A 23,963-nucleotide genomic window follows, 5' to 3' on the forward strand; every position below is an offset into this window, starting at 1 on the left:
GGATGGGGGGCTCAGAACGGGGGCAGGCCCGCGGCGCTGGCGGCGCTTTCGATGGGCACGGCAAAACCGATGCCCACGAAGGTGCGGGCGCTGGTGGGGTTGAGGATGCCGGTGACGATGCCGACCACCTCGCCGTCCATGGTGACCAGCGGGCCCCCGGAATTGCCGGGGTTGGCCGCGGCGTCGAACTGGATCAGGTTGCCGATGACCTGCTTGCCCTCGGGCGACTTGAACTCGCGGTCGAAGCCGGAGATGACGCCGGCCGACACCGAGGGCCCGATGCCAAAGGGAAAGCCCACCGCCACCACCTGGTCGCCGGCGTTCAGGTCGTTGGTGGAGCGCAGGGTGGCCGCGATCAGGTCGTCGGGGATGGTCTGGGCCTGCAGCACGGCCAGGTCGTTCTCGGGCTGCGCCCCGGTGACGGTGGCGCCCGATTCGCTGCCGTCGGCGAAGGTGATCTTGAGCCGGTCGGCGCCCTGCACCACGTGCAGGTTGGTCAGGATCACGCCCTTGTCGACGATCACCACGCCGGTGCCCACCCCCTGCTCGCTCTCCTTGCCCTTCTCATCCTTGCCGTAGGACAACACGCGCACCACGGCGGGGCGGATTTTCTCGGCCGCCCGCGCGGCCGGCGAGGGCATCACCTGGGTGGTGAGGGTGCGCAGCACGGCGGCGTCGATGTCCTTCTGCGTGAGCGCGGCGGCGCCGCCCGCCTGGCGCTGCCACACCAGCGCGATCAGGGCGATGGACAGCAGGGCGATGGCCGCCCACATGAAGCGCGGGCTGGCCGCGCCGCGCGCCAGGGCGCTGCGCCAGCGGCGAACGGGCCGCGCTGGCGCGGCCGCCTCGGCGGCCGGTTCGATGGCCTGCACCCCCGGCAGCGCGTCGACCGGCGGGGCCGCGCGGCGCGAGGGGCTGTACTTCGCTGTCTTTCGCATCGCGACCCCCGACGAAGAAGCTGTGGGTCACATGATGCCGCGATGCGCCGACCGGCTCAAGCGGTCAACAATTGCCGCAGCACGTAGGGCAGGATGCCGTTCGCCCGGTAGTACTCCACCTCGACGGGCGTGTCGATGCGCAGGGTGACGGTGATCTCGCGCCGCTGGCCGTCGGGACGGGTGATCACCAGCGTGGCGTCGCTCTGCGGCGTCAGCTCGGGGTGCGGCAGCACGTCGATGGTTTCGTCGCCGCGCAGGCCCAGCGACTCCCAGGAGTCGCCCGGCTTGAACTGCAGCGGCAGCACGCCCATGCCCACCAGGTTGCTGCGGTGGATGCGCTCGAAGCTGCGCGCCACCACGGCCTTGATGCCCAGCAACTGCGTGCCCTTGGCCGCCCAGTCGCGACTGGAGCCGGTGCCGTACTCCTCGCCCGCGAAGATGACCGTGGGCACGCCGTCGGCCACGTAGCGCATGGCGGCGTCGTAGATGGGCAGCTTCTCGGGCCGCGCACCGGCGGCGGCCGCCGCCGGGGAGGGCTGGTGCAGGGTGAAGCCACCCTCCTCGCGCGTGCCGTCGGCCAGCGGCGGGATCATCAGGTTCTTGATGCGCACGTTGGCGAAGGTGCCGCGCATCATCACCTCGTGGTGGCCGCGGCGCGCGCCGTAGCTGTTGAAGTCGGCCGGCAGCACCTTGTGCGCCTGCAGCCACAGGCCGGCGGGCGAGGACGCCTTGATGTTGCCGGCCGGCGAGATGTGGTCGGTGGTGATGGAGTCGCCGAACAGCGCCATGATGCGCGCGCCATGCACCGCCACCGGGCGCTGGGCGTCCATCGCGTCCAGCGCGAAGCCCTGGAAGAACGGCGGCTCGGCGATGTAGGTGCTCTTGGGCCAGTCGTAGGTGGTGCCGCTCAGGCCCGGGATGCGCTCCCACAGCTCGCCAGGCTCGGTCTTCACGCGGGCGTAGTTGTCGCGGTAGGCCTTGCCGTTCATGGCGCTCTTCATCAGCGCGTGGATCTCGTCGCTGGTGGGCCAGATGTCGCCCAGGTACACGGCCTGCCCGCCGGTGCCGGTGCCCACCGGCTGGGTCATCAGGTCGGTGGTGACGGTGCCCGCGATGGCGTAGGCCACCACCAGCGGCGGGCTGGCCAGGAAGTTGGCCTTGATGTTGGGGTGGATGCGCGCCTCGAAGTTGCGGTTGCCCGAGAGCACCGCCGCGCAGACCAGGTCGTTGTCGGTGATGGCGGCGTTGAACTCGGGCCTCAGGTCGCCCGCGTTGCCGATGCAGGTGGTGCAGCCATAACCCGCGAGCGCGAAGCCGAGCCGCTCCAGGTAGGGCAGCAGACCGGTGTTGGTGAGGTACTCGGTGACGATGCGCGAGCCCGGCGCCAGCGAGGTCTTGATGTGCGGCTGCACCTTGAGGCCCTTTTCCACCGCCTTCTTGGCCAGCAGGCCGGCGGCCAGCAGCACGCTGGGGTTGCTGGTGTTGGTGCAACTGGTGATGGCGGCGATCAGTACGTCGCCGTTCTTCAGGTCCACGCCCTTGCCGGCGGGAAAAGCCTGCGCCAGCTTGCCCGGCGGCTGCTTGAAGCCGCCCTGCTCCATGGGGGCGCTGAACAGCTCGGTGAAGCGGCGCGACACGTCACCGAGTTCGATGCGGTCCTGCGGGCGCTTGGGGCCCGCGAGGCTGGGCGCCACGGTGCCCAGGTCCAGCGTGATCACCTGCGAGTAGTCGATGTCGCCGCGCTGCGGCACGCCGAACAGGCCCTGGGCCTTGAAGTAGGCCTCGAAGGCGTCGATCTCGGCCGCGCTGCGGCCGGTGCCGCGGAAGTATTCCAGGGTCTTGCCGTCCACCGGGAAAAAGCCCATGGTGGCGCCGTACTCGGGCGCCATGTTGGCGATGGTGGCGCGGTCGGGCAGCGTGAGCGAGGCCGTGCCCTCGCCGAAGAACTCCACGAACTTGCCCACCACCTTGTGCCGGCGCAGGATCTCGGTGACGGTGAGCACCAGGTCGGTGGCCGTGACGCCGCCGCGCAGGCGGCCCGTGAGCTCGAAGCCCACCACGTCGGGCGTGAGGAAGTACACCGGCTGACCCAGCATGGCAGCCTCGGCCTCGATGCCGCCCACGCCCCAGCCCACCACGCCGATGCCGTTGATCATGGTGGTGTGGCTGTCGGTGCCCACCAGCGTGTCGGGGTAGTACAGCCCACCCTTGAGGTGCACGCCGCGCGCCAGGTACTCCAGGTTCACCTGGTGCACGATGCCAAAGCCCGGGGGCACCACGCCAAAGGTGTCGAAGGCCTGCATGCCCCACTTCATGAAGCCGTAGCGCTCCAGGTTGCGCATGAACTCCAGCTTCATGTTCAGGTCCAGGGCGTCCTTGGTGCCGTAGTGGTCGACCATGACCGAGTGGTCCACCACCAGGTCGACCGGCACCAGGGGCTCGATGCGCTTGGGGTCGCGCCCCAGGCGCTGGGCGGTGCTGCGCATGGCGGCCAGGTCGGCCAGCAGGGGCACGCCGGTGAAGTCCTGCAGCACCACGCGCGCCACGGTGAAGGGGATCTCGTCCGTGCGCGCCGCCTTGGGCTTCCAGTTGGCCAGCTGCGCCACGTGCTCGCGCGTCACGCGCTCGCCGTCGCAGTGCCGCAGCACGCTTTCCAGCACGATGCGGATGGAATGCGGCAGGCGCTTGACGTTGGGAAACTCGCGCGCCAGCGCCGGCAGGGAATAGAGGCGGCCGGTCTTGCCGGCCGCGGGGGTGAAGGTCTTGACGGTCTGGGCGAAGGGGTGGGCGTAGCTCGTGGGGGCGTCCATGCGGTGGCTCCTGAAGATCGTTCCGTGCGGGTCAAGGGCCATTCTGCGATCTTCTGGCGCCACCGCAAGCGCGGCGGCGATTTGCCCCGGGAAGCCGGCTGGGATCAGACCGCCAGGCGCTGGACCGGCGCGCGCCAGCCCAGGAACTCCAGGTCGGCCAGGGCCAGCACCGCCACCGCCAGCACCGTCAGGTAGGCCTGGCCCAGCGCCGTCACGCCGCTGTCACCGCCCCAGGCCAGGGCCAGGCAGGCGACACCCCAGAGCACGTTGCCCACGATCAGCACCATGAGCGGTCCGCGCGCAGGCATCACCTGGCGTGCCAGGATCGCCGCCAGCGCGATGTAGGCCAGCAAGGCCCAGCCGGCGGCGGTGATCAGGCCCTCGGACAGGCCGAGCCAGCCCGCGAGCGAGCCGGCGAAGGCCAGGTGCAGCACGGCGGTGCCGGCGCCGGCGATGGCGTCCAGCGCGAGCACGCGGCGCAGCTGGGGGTTGGAGAGGCGCAAGGTCGAAAGGCTCATGTCGGGCTCCTGAGAGGGGTTGAACATGGCGCCCATCGTGTCGGTCCCCCAGCAGCGGGTCCATGACCTGCCAGGTCATGGCCGCCGCCCCCACCCGGCCTACCATGCGGCCATGCACGCCCACCGCCCCCACCACGCCGCCCCCCTGCCCTTCGGCGACCACCTGCGCCACTGGCGCCAGCGACGCCGCCTGAGCCAGCTCGAACTCGCCCTGCAGGCGGAGGTCTCCACGCGCCACCTGAGCTGCGTGGAAACCGGCCGCGCCAGCCCCAGCCGCGAGATGGTGATGCGCCTGTCCGAGCGCCTGCAGGTGCCGCCGCGCGAGCGCAACGCCCTGCTGGTGGCGGCCGGTTTCGCGCCCATGTACCGCGAGCGAGCGCTCGACGACCCGGCCATGGCGGCGGCGCGCGCCGCCGTGCAGCGCATCCTGGACGCGCACGAGCCCTGGCCCGCGCTGGCCATGGACCGCCACTGGAACCTGGTGATGCACAACCGGCTGGTGCCGCTGCTGATGCAAGGCATTGCGCCGGAACTGCTGCAGCCGCCCGTGAACGTGCTGCGCCTGAGCTTGCACCCGCAGGGCCTGGCGCCGCGCATTCACAACCTGCCGCAGTGGCGCGAGCACCTGCTGGAGCGCCTGCGCCAGCAGATCGCCACCACCGGCGACGCCGCCCTGGCCGAGTTGGCCGAGCAACTGCGCGCCCTGCCCGCCCCGGCTGGCGGCGACGGCGACGGCCACCACGCCCTGCCCGGCGAGCACCTGGGCGTGCTCATGCCCTTTCGCTTCAACACGCCGCTGGGAGAACTGAACCTGATCAGCACCACCACCGTGTTCGGCACGGCGGTGGACATCACCTTGCAGGAACTGGCGCTGGAGACCTTCTTCCCGGCCGACGAGGCCACGGCCGAGCGGCTGCGCGCCATGGCGGCGGCGGCCTGAGCCATCGGCGCGGCACCGGCCGTTCGCACTCGGCCATCCGGTCGGGCCACGGGGGGTGGCCGGCCGGAACCGCCTTCGGGGGCCACCCGACACAAGCAGCAGTGGCCTATGCGCCACCCGTAGCGAGCGACGCGGGAGCGACCTGCCCACGCGCCTTGCCCTGTGCTTCTTCGCCCCGAGGTCCTCATGCCAGTCACCACTCTCCCTGCGACGGGTGCCCGCCACCCCGTCCCGTCGCAACAACCCAAGGTTCTGCGCAGGCCTGCGCCTGCAACACCGGCCACCAAGCCCACGGTCGAGCCCGCGACGACCCAGGGCACCGAGCCCTCGTCGCCCCCCGTGGAACCGAACGCCCCCAACCTGCAGTGCAGCGACGCCGATGCCGGCCTGTCGCAGCCGGCGCCGAAGACACCAGGGCCCCGGTCAGGCAACGCCAGGGAACTCTTGGCCAGGTACCGGGCGGAGAACCCGGAAGACAAGCACGAGGACAAGCACGAAGACGAAGCGGCATCCGTCTTCAAGGACGTCGTTTTCGATCTCTCGCCGCCGCCGGGCACCACCTGGGAGCAGATCAGGCAAGAGATGTTCGGCCACGACTCCGCCACCCCCCCAAGCGCGCCCGCCGCGCCCGCCTGCGATGAGTTGCCACCCACCATGAATGGGCGCGCCGCCCCGGATGGGCGAACGCCAGCCAGCCACACGCGCCAGGAGCCATCGGGCACCGGGGCCACGGCACCACCGCCGTCGGGCACCAGCGGCGCGCACGAAGGCGTCGACTTCGACCTCGACAACGATCCCGGACTGGTGGGGGAACTGCGGGCACTGAACGACAAGTACGCGCCGCCTCAGGCGAAGGCTGAGGCGGCCTCGGCGCGGCAAGGGAGCGCCACGGCCTGGAAGGCGGGCGTCTTCGCGCGCACGCGCTCCGCCAGCCAGGGGGATGTGCCGCGGCCGGCCCCCGCTGGGGCCGGCAAGGACTTGCCAACCGCCCACCCCTCGAAAAAGGAAGGTGGGCTGCGAGAGAAGCTCAAGCGCTGGTGGTCCGAGCCCGGTGTTCGCGTCGGCCGGTCCAAGAGATGAGCTGAACCGGCCATCCGGCCGAGCCGCCCCGCGCGGGCGGCCGGAACCCCCTGTCGGCACCGGCCACTCAAGCCGAACCTCCACCCCAGGTGCCCGCCATGAACACCGACCAGTTGAGTACCTTGTGCCACCGCGCCAGCCTGGAACTGGGCCTGCCCGACCCCTTCTCGCTGGGCCAGGGCCACACCGTCACCCTGGACGGTGTTCATATCGAAATCCAGCACAAGGAACCGCGCCCGCACTTCCTGTTGCTGGCCGAGATCGCGCTCTTCGGGGCCGAGCAGCGCGCACCGGTGCACGAGCGGCTGCTCTCGCTGCAGCTGAGCACCGCCGACCACCCCAACCTGCGCTTCGGCTTCCACCCCCTGCGCAAGACCACCCTGGTCTGCCTCACCGCCACACCGCCCAGCGACGAATCGGCCGGGCCGGCCTGGCTGGCGGGCCTGATCAGCGCCACGGTGGCGCAAGTGAAGGAGTGGCGGGAGGAATTGCAAAGCGACGCCGACATTTTTTCCGCCGGCCACGCCTTTCCCCCTGGCATCGAACACCGCCTTGACCGCCACGGGTAACGACCCCACCCAATCTGCACCCAGCAACCCTCCTCTCACCGATTCCCATGTGTGCCCATCGAGTTTCATCCCAGCGACCCACCGCCACCGCGAACAAGCCGGCACCAACAGCAAGAACCACCGCCGACAAGCTGATGGCGGACAACCTGAATCAATTCAGCCAATGGGCCGGCGACAAAACGAAGGCCGAGGCCGCTCCTCCCATCAACAACGGTCAGGCCAATTTGGGCCATCCGGCTGGCGCCGCGGCGCCGGGAAACGGGCATTTCACCGTCAACCCCGACAATCCCTTTTCCCAAGGAACGGAGGCGATTCCCCAGCCGGCGGCACAGCCCACCGACTCGCCGGTCCATCGGCCGCCGCCGTGGCAGACCACAGGAAACCCTTTTTTGGATCCCCACCGGCCCTACGCTCAGCCAACCGCCGATGGGCAGGCGGTGCCACAAATATTCGGCCAGACCGATCAGCCCGCTGCGCCCCAGAGCAACAACCCTTTCCTGAACCCTTTCATCAACGGCCAATATGAAGCGGCGTTGGCCCGACAAACCAACCCATTCGTCAACGGCGCCGGTTTTTCGCCAGAGCAGCCCGCGCCTGCCCCGCCCCACAGCAACAACCCCTTCCTGAATGGCGCAGGCGCCGCAGCGGGCCTGCCCCCGGCCCCCACCGCCGCCGACACCGCGAAGACGGGTGTCGAGCAGCAGACCAGGCTCGGCGTGTTCTGCCTGGGCATGCACGACTTCGTCTTGGCGCTGTGCGAACAGCAGGGCTTGCCGCCGAGTGCCGTCAAGGGGCTGCTCGACTTCTACCTCGACGCCAGCGTCACCGCCATTCAGGCGTCGCAGACCATCATGGCGTCGGCCGGCCTGGGCGGCAGCGCGCCACCCGTGGACACCCAGGCCATCAAGGCGGCCGCGCTGGCGCGCCAGGCCGACAGTGCCAAGCAGGCCGAGCTGACACGGTTGCAGCAGATGACAAAGAGCCAGCCGAGGCCAGACGATCCATCCACCTTCGATCCCTTGACCAGGAGAAACGCTGGACGGCACCGGCCGATCACCCGCCTGTCATCGCTGGTGAAGCCGGGCACCAGCACCGCCGGCCCCTCCTCTTCGGATGCCGATTCCGGCGGTTCGACATCGACGCCACGCGCCACCTCCTCGAACACCTCGCGGGTGAAGATCCCCCCGTCGTCCTCCACCAGCATCAGCGACAGCGACGACAGCTCGGACGACGCGGGAGAGTCGTCGAGCGTGGACGCCTCCAGCGCGGGTGGCGACGGGATCAGCCTGTCGCAGACCTTGGGCAATACAACGCCACGCGGGGCGAAACAGCCACCGGTCGCCAAGCAGCCGACCGTGGCGGCATCGCCGCCCGTCAAAGTGGCGCCTGTCAAGCCGCAGCGCCCGCAAACCGGCGCGAATCAGGACAGGGACCGTCAGGACGACCCGATCAAGGCGAACCTCGCCAAGCAGGTGCAACTGAGAGGGCAGCTGATGACCGAGCACGCCCTGGCCATCGCCGATCTGGAAGAGAAGCTCAAGCAAGCCACCGCTTCACAAGGCCGGATGGCCCTGCTGTCGCACAGCAAAGACCAACAGGACAAGCTGCACAGGCAAGCCACGGAAGAATGGTCGCGCCTCTATGAGAAAAAGAAGGCGGGCACCGCCACCCCCGCCGAGCTGGTTCACATGGACGAGCTGGACATCCGCAGCACCGCTGCGCTGGAGCAGATCCAGGCCATCAAAGCGGTGGCCGCCCACCACGGCATTGCCTTGTGACCTGAGGGCCAAGCCCACGCGGCGCGGCCCCCCAAAAACAATGGCGCCACCCCACCGGGTGGCGCCATGGCCAATTCAGCGCGGCCGAGCGGCCGCCGCCATTCAGACGGTCACGCCCTTGGCCGTTTCCGCGTACTCCTCGATCTGGTCGAAGTTCATGTAGCGGTACACGCTGTCGGCGTCCTGGTTGATGATGCCCATCTCGGCGTGGTACTCGGCCACGGTCGGGATGCGGCCCAGCTTGGAGGCGATGGCCGCCAGCTCGGCCGAGGCCAGGAACACATTGGTGTTCTTGCCCAGGCGGTTCGGGAAGTTGCGCGTGCTGGTGGAGACCACCGTCGCGCCCTCACGCACCTGCGCCTGGTTGCCCATGCACAGGCTGCAGCCCGGCATCTCGGTGCGCGCGCCGGCCGTGCCGAAGGCAGCGTAGTGGCCTTCCTTGATGAGCTCGCTCTCATCCATCTTGGTGGGCGGCGCCACCCACAGCTTGACGGGGATGTCGCGCTGGCCGCCGAGCAGCTTGGCCGCGGCACGGAAGTGGCCGATGTTGGTCATGCACGAGCCGATGAAGGCCTCGTCGATCTTGGTGCCGGCCACGTCGGACAACAGCTTGGCGTCGTCCGGGTCGTTGGGGCAGCAGAGCACGGGCTCCTTGAGCTCGTTCAGGTCGATCTCGATGACCGCGGCGTACTCGGCGTCCTTGTCGGCCTCGAGCAGCTGCGGGTTCGCCAGCCACTCCTGCACCTTCTGGATGCGGCGCTCCAGCGTGCGCTTGTCCTGGTAGCCCTCGGCGATCATGTTCTTCATGAGCACGACGTTCGAGTTCAGGTACTCGATCACCGGCTCCTTGTTGAGCTTGATCGTGCAGCCGGCGGCCGAGCGCTCGGCCGAAGCGTCGGACAGCTCGAAAGCCTGTTCCACCTTCAGGTCCGGCAGGCCCTCGATCTCGAGGATGCGGCCCGAGAAGATGTTCTTCTTGCCGGCCTTGGCCACGGTCAGCAGGCCGGCCTTGATGGCGGCGTAGGGAATGGCGTGCACCAGGTCGCGCAGGGTCACGCCCGGCTGCATCTGGCCCTTGAAGCGCACCAGCACCGACTCGGGCATGTCCAGCGGCATCACGCCGGTGGCGGCACCGAAGGCCACCAGGCCGGAGCCGGCCGGGAAGCTGATGCCGATGGGGAAGCGGGTGTGCGAGTCGCCGCCGGTGCCCACGGTGTCGGGCAGCAGCAGTCGGTTGAGCCAGCTGTGGATCACGCCGTCGCCGGGACGCAGGGCCACGCCGCCGCGGTTGCTGATGAAGGCCGGCAGCTCGCGGTGGGTCTTCACGTCCACGGGCTTGGGATAGGCGGCGGTGTGGCAGAAGGACTGCATCACCATGTCGGCGCTGAAGCCCAGGCAGGCCAGATCCTTCAGTTCGTCGCGCGTCATGGGGCCGGTGGTGTCCTGGCTGCCCACGGTGGTCATGCGCGGCTCGCAGTAGGTGCCGGGGCGCACGCCCTGGCCTTCGGGCAGGCCGACGGCGCGGCCGACCATCTTCTGCGCCAGCGTGAAGCCGGCCTTGGTGGCCACGGGCGCCTGCGGCAGGCGGAACACGGTGGACGCCGGCAGGCCCAGGAACTCACGCGCCTTGGCGGTGAGGCTGCGGCCGATGATGAGGTTGATGCGGCCGCCAGCGCGCACCTCGTCGAACAGCACGTCGCTCTTGAGCTTGAACTCGGCCACGGTGCTGCCGTTCTTGGTGAGCTTGCCGTCGTAGGGCAGCACCTCGATCACGTCGCCCATCTCCAGTTGGGAGACGTCCACCTCGATCGGCAGCGAGCCCGAGTCTTCCTGCGTGTTGAAGAAGATCGGCGCGATCTTGCCGCCGAGCGTGACACCACCGAAGCGCTTGTTGGGCACGAAGGGGATGTCCTGGCCGGTGGCCCAGATCACCGAGTTGGTGGCCGACTTGCGGCTGGAGCCCGTGCCCACCACGTCGCCCACGTAGGCCACGAGGTGGCCCTTCTTCTTCAGGTCGTCGATGAACTGCATCGGGCCGCGCTTGCCGTCTTCCTCGGGCTTGAAGGCCGCGTCGGGGCGCGTGTTCTTCAGCATCGCCAGGTAGTGCAGCGGGATGTCGGGGCGGCTCCAGGCGTCGGGCGCGGGCGACAGGTCGTCGGTGTTGGTCTCGCCGGGCACCTTGAAGACGGTGACGGTGATGGACTTCGGCACCTCGGGGCGGCTGGTGAACCACTCGGCCTCGGCCCAGCTCTTCATCACTTCCTGCGCCTTGGCGTTGCCGGCCTTGGCCTTGGCCGCGACGTCGTTGAAGTAGTCGAACATCAGCAGCGTCTTTTTCAGGCCGTCGGCGGCCACGGCCGCCACCTCGGCGTCGTCGAGCAGCTCGATCAGCGGGTGCACGTTGTAGCCACCCACCATGGTGCCCAGCAGCTCGGTGGCCTTGGCTTTGCTCACCAGACCCACCTTCAGGTCGCCGTGCGCCACGGCGGCCAGGAAGCTGGCCTTGACCTTGGCGGCGTCGTCCACGCCCGGCGGCACGCGGTGGGTGAGCAGGTCCAGCAGGAAGGCGTCTTCACCGGCCGGCGGACTCTTGATCAGCTCGATCAGCTCGGCCACCTGCTGCGCGGACAGCGGCAGCGGCGGGATGCCCAGCGCGGCGCGTTCGGCGGCGTGGGCGCGGTAGTCGGCGAGGAAGTTGGACATCTCAGGTTCTCCGTGGGGACAGGCAAAAAAAGGATCAGGTGAACAGGGCGTGCACGGCCTCGGGCAGGCGGCGGCCGGTGCGCTGCGCGCGCTCCAGCACCTGCCAGAAGTAGCGATAGCTGGCGCGGTCGTGCAGGCGGCCGGCCACCTGCACGGGGGCCCAGGCCGCGGCGGCGGCGCGCTCGATGACGGTGGCGGCCTCGTCCACCTCATCGGCGGCGGGCGCGAAGGCCGCGAGGATGGGGCGGATCTGGTCGGGGTGGATGCTCCACATGCGGGTGAAGCCGAGTTCGTGCGCGGCGCGGCGCGCGCTGTTTTGCAGCGCCGCGAGGTCCTTGAACTCGGTGACCACGCCGTGCGCGGGCACCTTGCCGTGCGCGTGGCAGGCGCTGGCGATCTCGACCTTGGCGCGCAGCACCAGCGGGTGGCTGAACTGGCCGGCGGAGGTCATGCCGGCCGAGGGAATGGCGCCGCCGTGGGCGGAGACGAAGTCCATCAGGCCGAAACTGAGGCTCTGCAGGCGCGGGTGCGCGGCGATGTCGAAGGCGCGGTGCACGGCCGCGGGCGACTCGATGAGCGCGTGCAGCGGCAGCTGCGGTGCGCCGGCGGCGTCGAGCAGCACGGCGGCGCGGTCGACGTCGGCCACGGTTTCGACCTTGGGCAGCATCACGTGCGCGAGCCGCGCGCCGGCGCGCCCGACGATGTGGGCGACGTCGGCCTCGAAGGCCGGGTGGTCGACCGCGTGCACGCGCACCGCGACGCGGGCGCCGGCGGGGGCCGACAGCGCCAGCTCGGTGACCAGCGCCGCGTGCTCGGCCTCGCCGCCGACCGGAGCGCCGTCCTCGCAGTCGAGGGTGACGTCGAACACGCAGGCGCCGAACTCGGCCGTGAGCTCGGCCTGCAGCGCCAGGCTCTTGCGCATGCGCGCCTCGACGCCGCTGTAGTGGTCGCAGACCGGCAGCGCGATGGCGCCGGCCTGGGGCCCGAGCAGGACGTCGCGCGGGCGGCTCATGACGGGCGCTGCGCCACGACGAAGAGGCGCGGGAAGGCCAGCAGCCGTCGGCCATCGGCGCGGGTGGGGTAGGCGGCGGCGATGCGGCCCTGGTAGTCGGCCAGGAAGTCCGACCGTTGGGCGGCGTCCAGCGGATCGATGAAGGGCCGCAGTCCCGTGGCGCTGACCCACTCGACAATGGCGGCGGCCGAGTCCATGCGGTGCTGGTAGACCGTGTGCCAGGCGTCCACCCGCTCGGCGTCCCCGGCGAGCAGGTCGTAGTAGGTGGTGATGGGCCGGCGCGGTTCGCGCACGCGGCTGGCGTCGCCGATGGCCGTGGCGAAGCGCGGCTGGGCCGCGGTCTCGCGCATCAGGCGGTGGCTGGGCTCGTCGAGGTTGTCCGGCATCTGTACCGCGAGCACGCCGCCCAGCGCCAGCAGCGCGAACAGGCGGGGAAACAGCGCCTCATGCCCCGGCACCCACTGCAGGGCGGCGTTGGCGTAGATGAGGTCGGGCGCGCCCTCGGGGCGCCAGCTGGCGATGTCGGCCAGGGAAAAGGCCACGCCCGGCAGGCGCTGGCGCGCGCTCTCGAGCATGGCCGGGGAATTGTCGATGCCCGTCACGCGGGCATCGGGGAAACGCTGCACCAGCAGCTCGGTGGAGTTACCCGGGCCGCAGCCCAGGTCCACCACCCAACGCGGCGTGGCCAGCGGAACGCGCGCCAGCAGCTCGCGCGCGGGACGGGTGCGTTCGTCCTCGTAGCGGCTGTACAGCGCGGGGTTCCAGTCGGCCATCGTGTGCGGAGGGAATTACAGGAGGTGCTTGACGCCGTCCTGCTCGCCCTGCAGCTCGGCCAGGGTCTTGTCGATGCACTTCTGGCTGAATTCGTCGATGGCCAGGCCTTCGACGATCTTGTACTTGCCGCCTTCGGTGGTGACCGGGAAGCCGAACACCACGTCCTTGGGGATGCCGTATTCGCCGTTGGAGGGCACGCCCATGGTGACCCACTGGCCATTGGAGCCCAGGGCCCAGTCGCGCATGTGGTCGATGGCGGCGTTGGCGGCCGAGGCCGCCGAAGACAGGCCGCGCGCTTCGATGATGGCGGCGCCGCGCTTGCCCACGGTGGGCAGGAACACGGTTTCGTTCCAGACCTGGTCGTTGATCAGGTCCTTGACGGCCTTGCCGCCGATGGTGGCGAAGCGGTAGTCGGCGTACATGGTGGGCGAGTGGTTGCCCCACACGGTGAGCTTCTGGATCTCGCCGACCTTGCCACCGGTCTTGGCGGCGATCTGGCTGGCCGCGCGGTTGTGGTCCAGGCGCAGCATGGCGGTGAAGTTCTCGCGCGGCAGGTCCGGCGCGCTCTTCATGGCGATGTAGGCGTTGGTGTTGGCGGGGTTGCCGACCACCAGCACCTTCACGTTGCGGCTGGCCACGGCGTTCAGGGCCTTGCCCTGGGCGGTGAAGATCTGGGCGTTGGCGGCCAGCAGGTCGGCGCGCTCCATGCCGGGGCCACGCGGGCGGGCGCCCACGAGCAGGGCGTAGTCGGTGTCCTTGAAGGCGGTCATCGGGTCGCTGTGGGCTTCCATGCCGGCCAGCAGCGGGAAGGCGCAGTCTTCCAGTTCCATCATCACGCCCTTGAGCGCCTTCTGGGCCTTCTCGTCCGGGATCTCCAGCAGTTGCAGGATCACGGGCTGGTCCTTGCCGAGCATTTCGCCGGAGGCGATGCGAAACAGCAGGGCGTAGCCGATCTGGCCGGCGGCGCCGGTGACGGCGACGCGAACGGGCTTCTTGGTCATGGTGAAGACTCCAGGGATGGGGTTGGAAAGCGTGGCAGCCGCAGGCGCCGGTGCGCGCCAACAGGGCGTGGCGGGCGGGCTGGGCGGGTCGGGTGACGGTCGGCGAGTTTACCCGGGTGAACCCTAGGCGGTCAATTTGTCTTATGTCTTATATAAGATATGATTCGACGCCCCATGTTGGCGCCACCACGCCCTCCCATGGCCACCACGCCCACCTCCCCCGACCCCAGCCCGGACCCCGACGCCCTCGCGCCAGCGTTCAGCCCGCTGTACCAGCAGATCAAAGGGCTGATCCTGCGCAGCCTGCAGGCCGGCGAGTGGAAACCCGGCGACATGATCCCGAGCGAGTTCGACCTCGCGGCGCGTTTTCGCGTCAGCCAGGGCACGGTGCGCAAGGCCATCGACGAACTCGCCACCGACAACCTGCTGGTGCGCCGCCAGGGCAAGGGCACCTTCGTCGCCACGCACGCCGAGCAGCACATCCAGTTCCGCTTCCTGCGCCTGCTGCCCGACCAGGGCACGCTGGACGACCAGGGCCCGGCCGAGCGCCGCATCATCGACTGCCGCCGCCTGCGCGCGCCCGCCGAGGTGGCGCGCCCGCTGGGCCTGCGCAGCGGCGACGCCGTGCTGCAGGTGCGCCGCGTGCTGGCCTTCGGCGGCACGCCGGCCATCCTGGAGGAAATCTGGCTGCCCGGCGGGCCGTTCAAGGGCCTCACGCTCGACACCCTGGCCAGCGACACCGGCCCGATGTACGCGCTGTTCGAATCGCGCTTCGGCGTGCGCATGGTGCGCGCGGCCGAAAAAATCAAGGCGGTGGCGGCCGACGCCGACGCCGCCCAGCGCCTGAGCGTCCCCGAGGGCCACCCGCTGCTCAGCGTGGAGCGCCTGTCCTACACCTACAACGACACGCCCATGGAACTGCGGCGCGGCCTGTACCGCACCGACGCCCGGCACTACCGCAATGAATTGAGCTGATTCCGCCGCGCACCACCACGGCGCAGTCGGACATAGCCGGCCCGGCATAGTCCATCGCTTGGTGCATTGCAATAGAATTTGCCCGCCCCGGTGACCCCGGTTACCAATGGGTTACATCCCTCTCCCCGCCCGAGAGCCTTCCCCACGAAAGCCCTTCCCATGCCCGAGTTGACCCGCAAGCGGCCCGAGTTCCGCAACATCAACGCGTTCAAGGACCTGACCACCTACCGCCTGCCCGCGGCCGGCTGGGTGTCGATCCTGCACCGCGTCAGCGGCCTGTTGATGTTCCTGCTCCTGCCCCTGATCGTCTGGCTGTTCGACACCTCGGTGTCGTCCGAGATTTCCTTCGAGCGCTTCACCAGCGCCTTCGCCGGCGGCGGCTGGCTGCCGGGCTGGCTGCTCAAGCTCGTGGTGCTGGCGCTCATCTGGGCCTACCTGCACCACTTCATCGCCGGCCTGCGCCACCTCTGGATGGACGTGAGCCACGACGCCGTGAGCAAGCAGTTCGGCAAGACCTCCGCCGTGGTCACCCTGGTGCTGAGCATCGGCCTGACCGTGGTGCTGGGCGCCAAGCTGTTCGGCCTGTACTGATCGCCGGGAGGTCCCACACCATGTCCGTCAACTACGGTTCCAAGCGCGTCGTCACCGGCGCCCACTACGGCGCGCGCGACTGGCTCGCCCAGCGCATCACCGCCGCCCTCATGGCCCTGTTCACCCTCGTGCTGCTGGTGAAGGTGCTGTTCACCAGCGGCCCGCTCGGCTACGACAGCTGGGCCGCGATCTTCGCCGCGCAGTGGATGAAGGCCCTGACCTTCGCCGTCTTCATCGCGCTGGCCTACCACGCCTGGGTCGGCGTGCGCGACATCTGGATGGACTACGTCAAGCCCGCCGGCCTGCGCCTGGTGCTGCACGTGTTCACCCTGGTCTGGCTCCTGGCTTGCCTGGGCTGGGCCGTTCAAGTTCTCTGGAGACTCTGACGCCATGACCGCCTCTGCATCCCTTCTCAAGCGCCAGTTCGACGTCGTCATCGTCGGCGCCGGCGGCTCCGGCATGCGCGCCTCGCTGCAACTGGCGCGCGCCGGCCTCAAGGTGGCCGTGCTGTCCAAGGTCTTCCCCACCCGCTCGCACACCGTGGCCGCGCAAGGCGGCATCGGCGCCTCGCTGGGCAACATGAGCGAGGACAACTGGCACTACCACTTCTACGACACGATCAAGGGCTCCGACTGGCTCGGCGACCAGGACGCGATCGAGTTCATGTGCCGCGAAGCGCCCAAGGTGGTGTACGAGCTCGAGCACATGGGCATGCCGTTCGACCGCAACCCCGACGGCACCATCTACCAGCGCCCCTTCGGCGGCCACACGGCCAACTACGGCGAGAAGGCCGTGCCGCGCGCCTGCGCCGCGGCCGACCGCACCGGCCACGCCATGCTGCACACCCTGTACCAGCAGAACGTGGCCGCTCGCACCACCTTCTTCGTGGAGTGGATGGCGCTTGACCTGGTGCGCGACGCCGAAGGCGACGTGGTGGGCGTGACCGCGCTCGAAATGGAAACGGGCGACGTCTACCTGCTCGAGGCCAAGACCACGCTGCTGGCCACCGGCGGCGCGGGCCGCATCTTCGCGGCCTCCACCAACGCCTTCATCAACACCGGCGACGGCCTGGGCATGGCCGCGCGCGCGGGCATCCCGCTGCAGGACATGGAGTTCTGGCAGTTCCACCCCACCGGCGTGGCCGGTGCAGGCGTGCTGCTGACCGAAGGCTGCCGCGGCGAAGGCGCCTTCCTGGTCAACTCCGAGGGCGAGCGCTTCATGGAGCGCTACGCCCCGACGCTCAAGGACCTGGCGCCGCGCGACTTCGTCTCGCGCTGCATGGACCAGGAAATCAAGGAAGGCCGTGGCTGTGGTCCCAACAAGGACTACGTCATGCTGAACTTCAGCTACCTCAGCGCCGACACCATCCACAAGCGCCTGCCGTCGGTCTATGAGATCGGCGTGAACTTCGCCAACGTGGACATCACGCGCGAGCCGATCCCGGTCGTGCCCACCATCCACTACCAGATGGGCGGTATCCCGACCAACGTCAATGGCCAGGTCGTCGTGCCCGACGGCACGGGCGGCCAAAAGGTGGTCAATGGCCTGTACGCGGTGGGCGAATGCTCCTGCGTGAGTGTGCACGGCGCCAACCGCCTGGGCACCAACTCGCTGCTCGACCTGCTGGTGTTCGGCCGCGCGGCCGGCAACCACATCGTCCAGTACAACGACAAGAACAAGAGCTTCAAGCCCGTGCCCAAGGACGGCGCCGACCTCACGCTGTCGCGCCTGGCCCGCCTGGACGCCACCACCAGTGGCGAGTACGCGCAGGACGTCGCCAACGACATGCGCTCGGCCATGCAGCAGCACGCCGGCGTGTTCCGCACCCAGGCCGGCATGGACGAAGGCGTGCAGAAGATCAACGCCATGCGCGAGCGCGTGGGCAAGATCGAGCTCAAGGACAAGTCCAAGGTCTTCAACACCGCGCGCATCGAAGCGCTGGAAGTGGAAAACCTGATCGAGTGCGCCCAGGCCACCATGACCTCGGCCGCCGCCCGCCGCGAATGCCGCGGCGCGCACACCGTGTACGACTACGAGCGCCCCGCCGACGACGCGCAGTTCCCGCTGGGCCGCAACGACGCCGAGTGGATGAAGCACACCCTGTGGCACAGCGCGGACAACTCGCTGAGCTACAAGCCGGTGAACCTCAAGCCGCTGACCGTCGAATCCGTGCCGCCCAAGGTCCGCACGTTCTGAGCACGCCCCCGGAGAGCCCCACATGCTTCGCACATTCAAGATCTACCGCTACGACCCCGAGAAGGACGCCAAGCCGTACATGCAGACCATCCAGGTCGAACTGGACGGCCACGAGCGCATGCTGCTCGACGCGCTGATGAAGCTCAAGGCCGTGGACCCATCCATCTCGTTCCGCCGCTCCTGCCGCGAAGGCGTCTGCGGTTCGGACGCGATGAACATCAACGGCAAGAACGGCCTGGCCTGCCTGACCAACATGAACACGCTCAAGGGCGACATCGTGTTGAAGCCCCTGCCCGGCCTGCCGGTGGTGCGCGACCTCATCGTCGACATGACGCTGTTCTTCAAGCAGTACCACAGCATCAAGCCCTACCTGGTCAACGACAGCATCCCCCCGGAGAAGGAGCGCCTGCAGTCGCCCGAGGAGCGCGAGGAGCTCAACGGCCTGTACGAGTGCATCCTGTGCGCGAGCTGCTCCACGAGCTGCCCGAGCTTCTGGTGGAACCCGGACAAGTTCGTCGGCCCGGCCGGCCTGCTGCAGGCCTACCGCTTCATCGCCGACAGCCGCGACCAGGCCACGAGCGAGCGCCTCGACAACCTCGAGGACCCGTACCGCCTGTTCCGCTGCCACACCATCATGAACTGCGTCGATGTCTGCCCCAAGGGCCTGAACCCCACCAAGGCCATCGGCAAGATCAAGGAAATGATGGTGTTGCGCGCCGTCTGAGCGCGCCCGCCGTCCCACCCGCCATGCACGCCACCGCCGCCGTTGACGACCTGCTCGACGAGCGCAGCCTCAGCAAGCTGCGCTGGCGGTGCCGCCGTGGACTGCTCGAGAACGACCTGTTCATCGAGCGCTTTTTCGCCCGCCATGCCCACCGGCTGACGGTGCGACAGGCCGATGCCTTGGGCCAGCTGATGGAGCTGTCGGACAACGACCTGCTCGATCTGCTGCTCGGCCGCAAGCCCCCCGAAGGGGCCATCGACCGCGACGACGTGACGCAAGTGCTTGCCTTGCTGCGCGCCGCCCGCTCCACTCCATCACCCGAGGAATCTGCATGAAACTCGTCGACAACAAAGCCACCCTGACGTTCTCCAACGGCAGCCCCAGCGTCGAACTGCCGGTCTACGGCGGCAGCATCGGCCCGGACGTCATCGACATCCGCAAGCTGTACGCGCAGACGGGCATGTTCACGTATGACCCGGGTTTCCTGTCCACCGCCTCGTGCCAGTCGGCCATCACCTACATCGACGGCGACAAGGGCGAGCTGCTGTACCGCGGCTACCCCATCGAGCAGCTCGCCACCCACTGCGACTACCTCGACGTCTGCTTCCTGCTGCTCAACGGCGAGCTGCCCGACGACAAGCAGCGCACCGACTTCCACAAGCTCGTGACCAACCACACCATGGTCAACGAGCAGATGCAGTTCTTCCTGCGCGGCTTCCGCCGCGACGCCCACCCCATGGCCGTGCTCACGGGCCTGGTGGGCGGCCTGTCGGCCTTCTATCACGACAGCACCGACATCAACAACCCGCAGCACCGCGAGATCGCGGCCATCCGCCTGATCGCCAAGATGCCCACGCTGGTGGCCATGGCCTACAAGTACGGCGTCGGCCAGCCCTACATGTACCCGCGCAACGAGCTGTCCTACGCCGGCAACTTCCTGCGCATGATGTTCGGCGTGCCCTGCGAGGACTACAAGGTCAACCCGGTGCTCGAGCGCGCGCTCGACCGCATCTTCATCCTGCACGCCGACCACGAGCAGAACGCCTCCACCTCCACCGTGCGCCTGTGCGGCTCCTCGGGCACCAACCCGTTCGCCGCCATCGCGGCCGGCGTGGCCTGCCTCTGGGGCCCCGCCCACGGCGGCGCCAACGAGGCCTGCCTGAACATGCTGGAAGACATCCAGCGCAACGGCGGCGTGGCCAAGGTTGGCGAGTTCATGGAGAAGGTCAAGGACAAGAACTCCGGCGTCAAGCTCATGGGCTTTGGTCACCGCGTGTACAAGAACTACGACCCGCGCGCCAAGCTGATGCAGGAAACCTGCAACGAGGTGCTGGAAGAGCTGGGCCTGGGCAACGACCCGCTGTTCAAGCTGGCCAAGCAGCTGGAGAAGATCGCCCTGGAAGACGACTACTTCGTGCAGCGCAAGCTCTACCCCAACGTGGACTTCTACTCGGGCATCGTGCAGCGCGCCATCGGCATTCCGGTCAACCTGTTCACCGGCATCTTCGCGCTGGCCCGCACCGTGGGCTGGATCGCCCAGCTCAACGAAATGATCAGCGACCCCGAGTACAAGATCGGCCGCCCGCGCCAGCTGTTCACCGGCTCGCCGCGCCGCGACGTGCCCGGCGCCAAGAAGTGACGCGGCCCCCGCGCCCCTTCACCTGACCCTGCGCCCGCCGCGGCATCCAGCCGCGGCGGGCGTCTTTTTTCGCTCCGACGCCTAAAATGTTTGCCCGGCCCACAGAGGCCCTGTGAGACAAGCCATGGGACGCACGCTCTACGACAAGATCTGGGACGAACACGTCGTCCACACCGAGGAAGACGGCACCGCCGTCCTCTACATCGACCGCCACCTCGTGCACGAGGTGACCAGTCCACAGGCCTACGAAGGCCTGCGCCAGGCCGGCCGCAAGGTCTGGCGCGTGAGCTCGGTCGTCGCCACGGCCGACCACAACACGCCCACCACCGGCTGGGAGCGCGGCTACGCCGGCATCGCCGACCCGATCAGCAAGGAACAGATCACCACGCTGGACGCCAACATCGCCGAATTCGGCGCCGCGGCCTTCTTCCCCTTCCTGTCGCAGCGGCAAGGCATCGTGCACGTGATCGGCCCCGAGAACGGCGCCACCCTGCCCGGCATGACGGTCGTCTGCGGCGACTCGCACACCAGCACGCACGGCGCCTTCGGCGCGCTGGCGCACGGCATCGGCACCAGCGAGGTCGAGCACGTGCTGGCCACGCAGACCCTGCTGGCCAAGAAGGCCAAGAACCTGCTCATCAAGGTGGAAGGCCAACTGGCCAAGGGCGTCACCGCCAAGGACATTGTGCTGGCCATCATCGGCCGCATCGGCACCGCGGGCGGCACGGGCTACACCATCGAGTTCGCCGGCAGCGCCATCCGAGCGCTGTCGATGGAAGGCCGCATGACCGTGTGCAACATGGCCATCGAGGCCGGCGCGCGCGCCGGCCTGGTGGCGGTGGACGACAAGACCATCGAGTACCTCAAGGGCCGCCCGCTCTCGCCCAATGGCGTGGAATGGGACCAGGCCGTTGCCTACTGGCGCAGCCTGCACTCCGACCCCGACGCAACGTTCGACTCCGTGGTCGAACTCGACGCCGCGAAGATCGTGCCTCAGGTCACCTGGGGCACCTCGCCCGAAATGGTGCTGGGCATCGACGCCCGCGTGCCCGACCCCGACAAGGAAAAGGACGCCAGCAAGCGCGGCGCCATCGAGCGCGCGCTGCAGTACATGGGTCTGGAGCCCGGCAAGCCCCTGAACGACATCTTCGTCGACAAGGTGTTCATCGGCTCGTGCACCAACAGCCGCATCGAGGACATGCGCGAGGCCGCGGCCATGGTCAAGAAGCTGGGCCAGAAGGTCGCCAAGAACGTGCGCCTGGCGATGGTGGTGCCGGGTTCCGGCCTGGTGAAGGCCCAGGCCGAGCGCGAAGGCCTGCACGAGATCTTCAAGGCCGCCGGCTTCGAGTGGCGCGAGCCAGGCTGCAGCATGTGCCTGGCCATGAACGCCGACCGCCTGGAGCCCGGCGAGCGCTGCGCCTCCACCAGCAACCGCAACTTCGAAGGCCGCCAGGGCGCTGGTGGTCGCACCCACCTCGTGTCGCCGGCCATGGCGGCCGCGGCCGCGGTGCACGGCCATTTCGTGGACGTGCGCACCCTCGCCTGACCCACCGCAACTTCAGGAGACCCGCATGAAATCCCCTCTCTGGATGGTCACCGCGCTGACGCTGTCGCTCTCGCTGGCGGCGTGCAACACCTGGCAGGGCGTCAAGGCAGACGCCAAGGAAGCCGGCCAAGCGACCGGACGCGGCATCGAGAAAGCCGGTCAGGCCACGGGCCGCGGCATCGAAAAGGCCGGCGAAAAAATCCAGGACATCTCCAAGTAAGCGCCCTCGACATGCAGAAGTTCACCCTCCACAAGGGGCTGGTCGCCCCGATGGACCGCGAGAACGTCGACACCGACGCGATCATCCCCAAGCAGTTCCTCAAGTCGATCCGCAAGACGGGCTTCGGCCCCAACCTGTTCGATGAGTGGCGCTACCTCGACAAGGGCGAGCCCGGCCAGGACCCGGCCGTGCGCAAGCCCAACCCCGACTTCGTGCTCAACCAGCCGCGCTACGCGGGCGCTTCGGTGCTGCTGGCGCGCAAGAACTTCGGCTGCGGCTCCAGCCGCGAGCACGCGCCCTGGGCCATCGACCAGTACGGCTTTCGCGCACTGATCGCACCCAGCTACGCCGACATCTTCTTCAACAACTGCTTCAAGAACGGCCTGCTGCCCATCGTGCTGCCCGAGGCCACGGTCGCGCGCCTGTTCGACGAAGTCGCCGCCTTTCCCGGCTACGAACTCACGATCGACCTGGAGCGCCAGGTGGTCGTGGAGCCCAATGGCCAGGAAATCCCGTTCGAGGTGCAGCCCTTTCGCAAGTACTGCCTGCTCAACGGCCTGGACGACATCGGCCTGACCTTGCGCCACAAGGACAAGATCGCCGCCTACGAAGCGCAGCGCCTGGCCACCAAGCCCTGGCTGGCCCACACCCTCAACGGCTGACCCCTGATCCATGAAAATCGCAGTTCTCCCCGGTGACGGCATTGGCACCGAAATCGTCGCCGAAGCGGTGAAGGTCCTCCAGGCGCTCGACCTCTCCTTCGAAATGGAAACCGCCCTGGTCGGCGGCGCGGCCTATGAAGCCCATGGCCACCCGCTGCCCGAGGCCACGCTGCAACTGGCGCAGCAGGCCGACGCCGTGCTGTTCGGCGCCGTGGGCGACTGGAAGTACGACAAGCTCGACCGCCCGCTGCGGCCCGAGCAGGCCATCCTGGGCCTGCGCAAGCACCTGGGCCTGTTCGCCAACTTCCGCCCCGCCATCTGCTACCCCGAACTCGTGGGCGCCTCCACGCTCAAGCCCGAGGTCATCTCCGGGCTGGACATCCTCATCATCCGCGAGCTCACCGGCGACATCTATTTCGGCCAGCCGCGGGGCCGCCGCACTGCGGTCGACGGCCACTTCCCGGGTGCCGACGAAGCCTTCGACACCATGCGCTACAGCAGGCCGGAGATCGAGCGCATCGCGCACGTCGCCTTCCAGGCCGCGCGCAAGCGCCACAAGAAGGTCACCAGCGTCGACAAAGCCAACGTGCTCGAAACCTTCCAGTTCTGGAAGGACGTGGTCACCGAGGTTCATGCCCAGTACCCCGACGTGGAACTGGAGCACATGTACGTGGACAACGCCGCCATGCAGCTGGTGCGCGCGCCCAAGAAGTTCGACGTGGTCGTCACCGGCAACATGTTCGGCGACATCCTGTCCGACGAAGCCTCCATGCTCACCGGCTCCATCGGCATGCTGCCCTCGGCCAGCCTGAACGCGAAGAACCAGGGCCTGTACGAGCCCAGCCACGGCAGCGCGCCCGACATCGCGGGCCAGGGCGTGGCCAATCCGCTGGCCACCATCCTGAGCGCGGCCATGATGCTGCGCTTCAGCCTGAACCAGCCCGAGGCCGCCGACCGCATCGAGACCGCCGTGAAGGCGGTGCTCGCCCAGGGACTGCGCACGCCCGACATCCACAGCGACGGCACCACCCGTGTCGGCACCGCCGAGATGGGCGCCGCTGTGGTGAAGGCGCTGCGCTGAAGCGCGCCGGGGCCTTGCGCGCCCGGCGATCCACTACAATCGCGCTCCATGTTTGCCGCCCGCCCGTTCGCCTTGAACATCGCATCCGCCGCCACGGCGGGTGTGGCCGTGCGCGCAATCTCCACCAAAACCACGACCATTAAGGGCTGATCCAGCCTGGTTCGTCGTGCGCCCTTCCCGGCCAGACGAGCCGGGCAAGTCGGTCT

General features: G+C 68.8%; 22 protein-coding genes. 15 read left to right on the forward strand and 7 right to left on the reverse strand.

The genetic code is table 11. The annotated features are described in order from the left end of the window. Positions 1–11: 11 nt before the first annotated feature. From JNX00_RS15710 to JNX00_RS15720, 3 genes are all read right to left on the reverse strand, one after another. Positions 12–938: a trypsin-like peptidase domain-containing protein gene (locus tag JNX00_RS15710; protein WP_070397559.1), complete on the reverse strand. Its 927-nt coding sequence runs from the start codon at positions 936–938 to the stop codon at positions 12–14. A gap of 56 nt (positions 939–994) precedes the next feature. Beyond that, on the reverse strand, positions 995–3,748 hold the full coding sequence (gene acnA / locus JNX00_RS15715) for an aconitate hydratase AcnA (protein ID WP_204742841.1): 2,754 nt from the start codon (positions 3,746–3,748) through the stop codon (positions 995–997). Positions 3,749–3,852: 104 nt separating this feature from the next. Further along, entirely contained in the window at positions 3,853–4,266 is a 414-nt protein-coding gene (locus JNX00_RS15720; RefSeq protein ID WP_204742842.1) for a hypothetical protein, read from the reverse strand. 112 nt (positions 4,267–4,378) lie between these two features. Between JNX00_RS15720 and JNX00_RS15725 the strand changes: the two genes are divergently transcribed. From JNX00_RS15725 to JNX00_RS15740, 4 genes are all read left to right on the forward strand, one after another. Continuing rightward, a complete protein-coding gene (locus tag JNX00_RS15725; RefSeq protein WP_239478160.1) occupies positions 4,379–5,206 on the forward strand; it encodes a helix-turn-helix transcriptional regulator in 828 nt (275 codons plus the stop codon). A gap of 339 nt (positions 5,207–5,545) precedes the next feature. Next, positions 5,546–6,286 carry a hypothetical protein gene (locus tag JNX00_RS15730; RefSeq protein ID WP_204742844.1) on the forward strand — a complete coding sequence of 247 codons (741 nt, stop codon included), beginning with the start codon at positions 5,546–5,548 and terminating at the stop codon, positions 6,284–6,286. 98 nt (positions 6,287–6,384) lie between these two features. Beyond that, a complete protein-coding gene (locus JNX00_RS15735) occupies positions 6,385–6,855 on the forward strand; it encodes a hypothetical protein (protein WP_204742845.1) in 471 nt (156 codons plus the stop codon). A gap of 134 nt (positions 6,856–6,989) precedes the next feature. Further along, positions 6,990–8,633: a hypothetical protein gene (locus JNX00_RS15740; RefSeq protein WP_204742846.1), complete on the forward strand. Its 1,644-nt coding sequence runs from the start codon at positions 6,990–6,992 to the stop codon at positions 8,631–8,633. 102 nt (positions 8,634–8,735) lie between these two features. Here the strand turns inward: JNX00_RS15740 and acnB are convergent, their stop codons facing one another. From acnB to JNX00_RS15760, 4 genes are read right to left on the reverse strand one after another with little or no spacing between them, the layout of a single operon-like run. Continuing rightward, positions 8,736–11,336, reverse strand: a complete 2,601-nt coding sequence (gene acnB, locus JNX00_RS15745; RefSeq protein ID WP_070397555.1) for a bifunctional aconitate hydratase 2/2-methylisocitrate dehydratase — start codon at positions 11,334–11,336, stop codon at positions 8,736–8,738. 34 nt (positions 11,337–11,370) lie between these two features. Then, entirely contained in the window at positions 11,371–12,348 is a 978-nt protein-coding gene (locus JNX00_RS15750; RefSeq protein ID WP_204742847.1) for a CoA ester lyase, read from the reverse strand. Next, entirely contained in the window at positions 12,345–13,121 is a 777-nt protein-coding gene (tam, locus tag JNX00_RS15755; protein ID WP_204742848.1) for a trans-aconitate 2-methyltransferase, read from the reverse strand. The genes JNX00_RS15750 and tam overlap by 4 nt, the downstream gene beginning before the upstream one ends. 15 nt (positions 13,122–13,136) lie before the next feature. After that, the gene (locus JNX00_RS15760) at positions 13,137–14,123 is read right to left on the reverse strand and encodes a malate dehydrogenase (protein WP_070397552.1); all 987 of its coding nucleotides are present in this window, start codon (positions 14,121–14,123) and stop codon (positions 13,137–13,139) included. A 198-nt stretch (positions 14,124–14,321) separates the two neighbouring features. On the opposite strand from JNX00_RS15760, the gene JNX00_RS15765 reads away from it, so the two are divergent. From JNX00_RS15765 to leuB, 11 genes are all read left to right on the forward strand, one after another. Beyond that, on the forward strand, positions 14,322–15,098 hold the full coding sequence (locus tag JNX00_RS15765; protein ID WP_070397551.1) for a GntR family transcriptional regulator: 777 nt from the start codon (positions 14,322–14,324) through the stop codon (positions 15,096–15,098). A 159-nt stretch (positions 15,099–15,257) separates the two neighbouring features. Next, positions 15,258–15,689 carry a succinate dehydrogenase, cytochrome b556 subunit gene (sdhC, locus tag JNX00_RS15770; protein WP_070397550.1) on the forward strand — a complete coding sequence of 144 codons (432 nt, stop codon included), beginning with the start codon at positions 15,258–15,260 and terminating at the stop codon, positions 15,687–15,689. Positions 15,690–15,709: 20 nt separating this feature from the next. Next, complete coding sequence (sdhD, locus tag JNX00_RS15775; RefSeq protein ID WP_070397549.1) at positions 15,710–16,075, forward strand: succinate dehydrogenase, hydrophobic membrane anchor protein; 366 nt, start codon at positions 15,710–15,712, stop codon at positions 16,073–16,075. Positions 16,076–16,079: 4 nt separating this feature from the next. Then, a complete protein-coding gene (gene sdhA, locus JNX00_RS15780; protein ID WP_070397548.1) occupies positions 16,080–17,885 on the forward strand; it encodes a succinate dehydrogenase flavoprotein subunit in 1,806 nt (601 codons plus the stop codon). 22 nt (positions 17,886–17,907) lie between these two features. Continuing rightward, a complete protein-coding gene (locus tag JNX00_RS15785) occupies positions 17,908–18,609 on the forward strand; it encodes a succinate dehydrogenase iron-sulfur subunit (RefSeq protein ID WP_009518810.1) in 702 nt (233 codons plus the stop codon). Between the two features lie 23 nt (positions 18,610–18,632). After that, positions 18,633–18,944, forward strand: a complete 312-nt coding sequence (locus JNX00_RS15790) for a succinate dehydrogenase assembly factor 2 (protein ID WP_070397547.1) — start codon at positions 18,633–18,635, stop codon at positions 18,942–18,944. Beyond that, positions 18,941–20,248 carry a citrate synthase gene (locus tag JNX00_RS15795; protein ID WP_070397546.1) on the forward strand — a complete coding sequence of 436 codons (1,308 nt, stop codon included), beginning with the start codon at positions 18,941–18,943 and terminating at the stop codon, positions 20,246–20,248. Before JNX00_RS15790 ends, JNX00_RS15795 begins: the two co-directional genes overlap by 4 nt. 124 nt (positions 20,249–20,372) lie before the next feature. Next, positions 20,373–21,794 (forward strand): 3-isopropylmalate dehydratase large subunit, encoded by a 1,422-nt coding sequence (gene leuC, locus JNX00_RS15800; protein ID WP_204742849.1) that lies wholly within the window; start codon positions 20,373–20,375, stop codon positions 21,792–21,794. Between the two features lie 25 nt (positions 21,795–21,819). Continuing rightward, entirely contained in the window at positions 21,820–22,014 is a 195-nt protein-coding gene (locus JNX00_RS15805; RefSeq protein WP_116959555.1) for an entericidin EcnAB, read from the forward strand. Between the two features lie 11 nt (positions 22,015–22,025). Continuing rightward, on the forward strand, positions 22,026–22,676 hold the full coding sequence (gene leuD, locus JNX00_RS15810; RefSeq protein WP_070397543.1) for a 3-isopropylmalate dehydratase small subunit: 651 nt from the start codon (positions 22,026–22,028) through the stop codon (positions 22,674–22,676). 10 nt (positions 22,677–22,686) lie between these two features. After that, on the forward strand, positions 22,687–23,757 hold the full coding sequence (gene leuB, locus JNX00_RS15815; protein WP_070397542.1) for a 3-isopropylmalate dehydrogenase: 1,071 nt from the start codon (positions 22,687–22,689) through the stop codon (positions 23,755–23,757). The last annotated feature ends 206 nt before the right edge of the window (positions 23,758–23,963 follow it).

Source organism: Hydrogenophaga sp. YM1 (assembly GCF_016903055.1).
In the GTDB taxonomy this organism is placed as follows: domain Bacteria; phylum Pseudomonadota; class Gammaproteobacteria; order Burkholderiales; family Burkholderiaceae_C; genus Hydrogenophaga; species Hydrogenophaga borbori.

What these genes read in the sequence shown, in the direction of transcription:
- JNX00_RS15710 (WP_070397559.1), bottom strand. Translation starts at nt 938, where the DNA reads ATGCGAAAGACAGCGAAGTACAGCCCCTCGCGCCGCGCGGCCCCGCCG.
- acnA (WP_204742841.1), bottom strand. Translation starts at nt 3,748, where the DNA reads ATGGACGCCCCCACGAGCTACGCCCACCCCTTCGCCCAGACCGTCAAG.
- JNX00_RS15720 (WP_204742842.1), bottom strand. Translation starts at nt 4,266, where the DNA reads ATGAGCCTTTCGACCTTGCGCCTCTCCAACCCCCAGCTGCGCCGCGTG.
- JNX00_RS15725 (WP_239478160.1), top strand. Translation starts at nt 4,379, where the DNA reads ATGCACGCCCACCGCCCCCACCACGCCGCCCCCCTGCCCTTCGGCGAC.
- JNX00_RS15735 (WP_204742845.1), top strand. Translation starts at nt 6,385, where the DNA reads ATGAACACCGACCAGTTGAGTACCTTGTGCCACCGCGCCAGCCTGGAA.
- JNX00_RS15740 (WP_204742846.1), top strand. Translation starts at nt 6,990, where the DNA reads ATGGCGGACAACCTGAATCAATTCAGCCAATGGGCCGGCGACAAAACG.
- acnB (WP_070397555.1), bottom strand. Translation starts at nt 11,336, where the DNA reads ATGTCCAACTTCCTCGCCGACTACCGCGCCCACGCCGCCGAACGCGCC.
- JNX00_RS15750 (WP_204742847.1), bottom strand. Translation starts at nt 12,348, where the DNA reads ATGAGCCGCCCGCGCGACGTCCTGCTCGGGCCCCAGGCCGGCGCCATC.
- tam (WP_204742848.1), bottom strand. Translation starts at nt 13,121, where the DNA reads ATGGCCGACTGGAACCCCGCGCTGTACAGCCGCTACGAGGACGAACGC.
- JNX00_RS15760 (WP_070397552.1), bottom strand. Translation starts at nt 14,123, where the DNA reads ATGACCAAGAAGCCCGTTCGCGTCGCCGTCACCGGCGCCGCCGGCCAG.
- JNX00_RS15765 (WP_070397551.1), top strand. Translation starts at nt 14,322, where the DNA reads ATGGCCACCACGCCCACCTCCCCCGACCCCAGCCCGGACCCCGACGCC.
- sdhC (WP_070397550.1), top strand. Translation starts at nt 15,258, where the DNA reads ATGCCCGAGTTGACCCGCAAGCGGCCCGAGTTCCGCAACATCAACGCG.
- sdhD (WP_070397549.1), top strand. Translation starts at nt 15,710, where the DNA reads ATGTCCGTCAACTACGGTTCCAAGCGCGTCGTCACCGGCGCCCACTAC.
- sdhA (WP_070397548.1), top strand. Translation starts at nt 16,080, where the DNA reads ATGACCGCCTCTGCATCCCTTCTCAAGCGCCAGTTCGACGTCGTCATC.
- JNX00_RS15785 (WP_009518810.1), top strand. Translation starts at nt 17,908, where the DNA reads ATGCTTCGCACATTCAAGATCTACCGCTACGACCCCGAGAAGGACGCC.
- JNX00_RS15790 (WP_070397547.1), top strand. Translation starts at nt 18,633, where the DNA reads ATGCACGCCACCGCCGCCGTTGACGACCTGCTCGACGAGCGCAGCCTC.
- JNX00_RS15795 (WP_070397546.1), top strand. Translation starts at nt 18,941, where the DNA reads ATGAAACTCGTCGACAACAAAGCCACCCTGACGTTCTCCAACGGCAGC.
- leuC (WP_204742849.1), top strand. Translation starts at nt 20,373, where the DNA reads ATGGGACGCACGCTCTACGACAAGATCTGGGACGAACACGTCGTCCAC.
- JNX00_RS15805 (WP_116959555.1), top strand. Translation starts at nt 21,820, where the DNA reads ATGAAATCCCCTCTCTGGATGGTCACCGCGCTGACGCTGTCGCTCTCG.
- leuD (WP_070397543.1), top strand. Translation starts at nt 22,026, where the DNA reads ATGCAGAAGTTCACCCTCCACAAGGGGCTGGTCGCCCCGATGGACCGC.
- leuB (WP_070397542.1), top strand. Translation starts at nt 22,687, where the DNA reads ATGAAAATCGCAGTTCTCCCCGGTGACGGCATTGGCACCGAAATCGTC.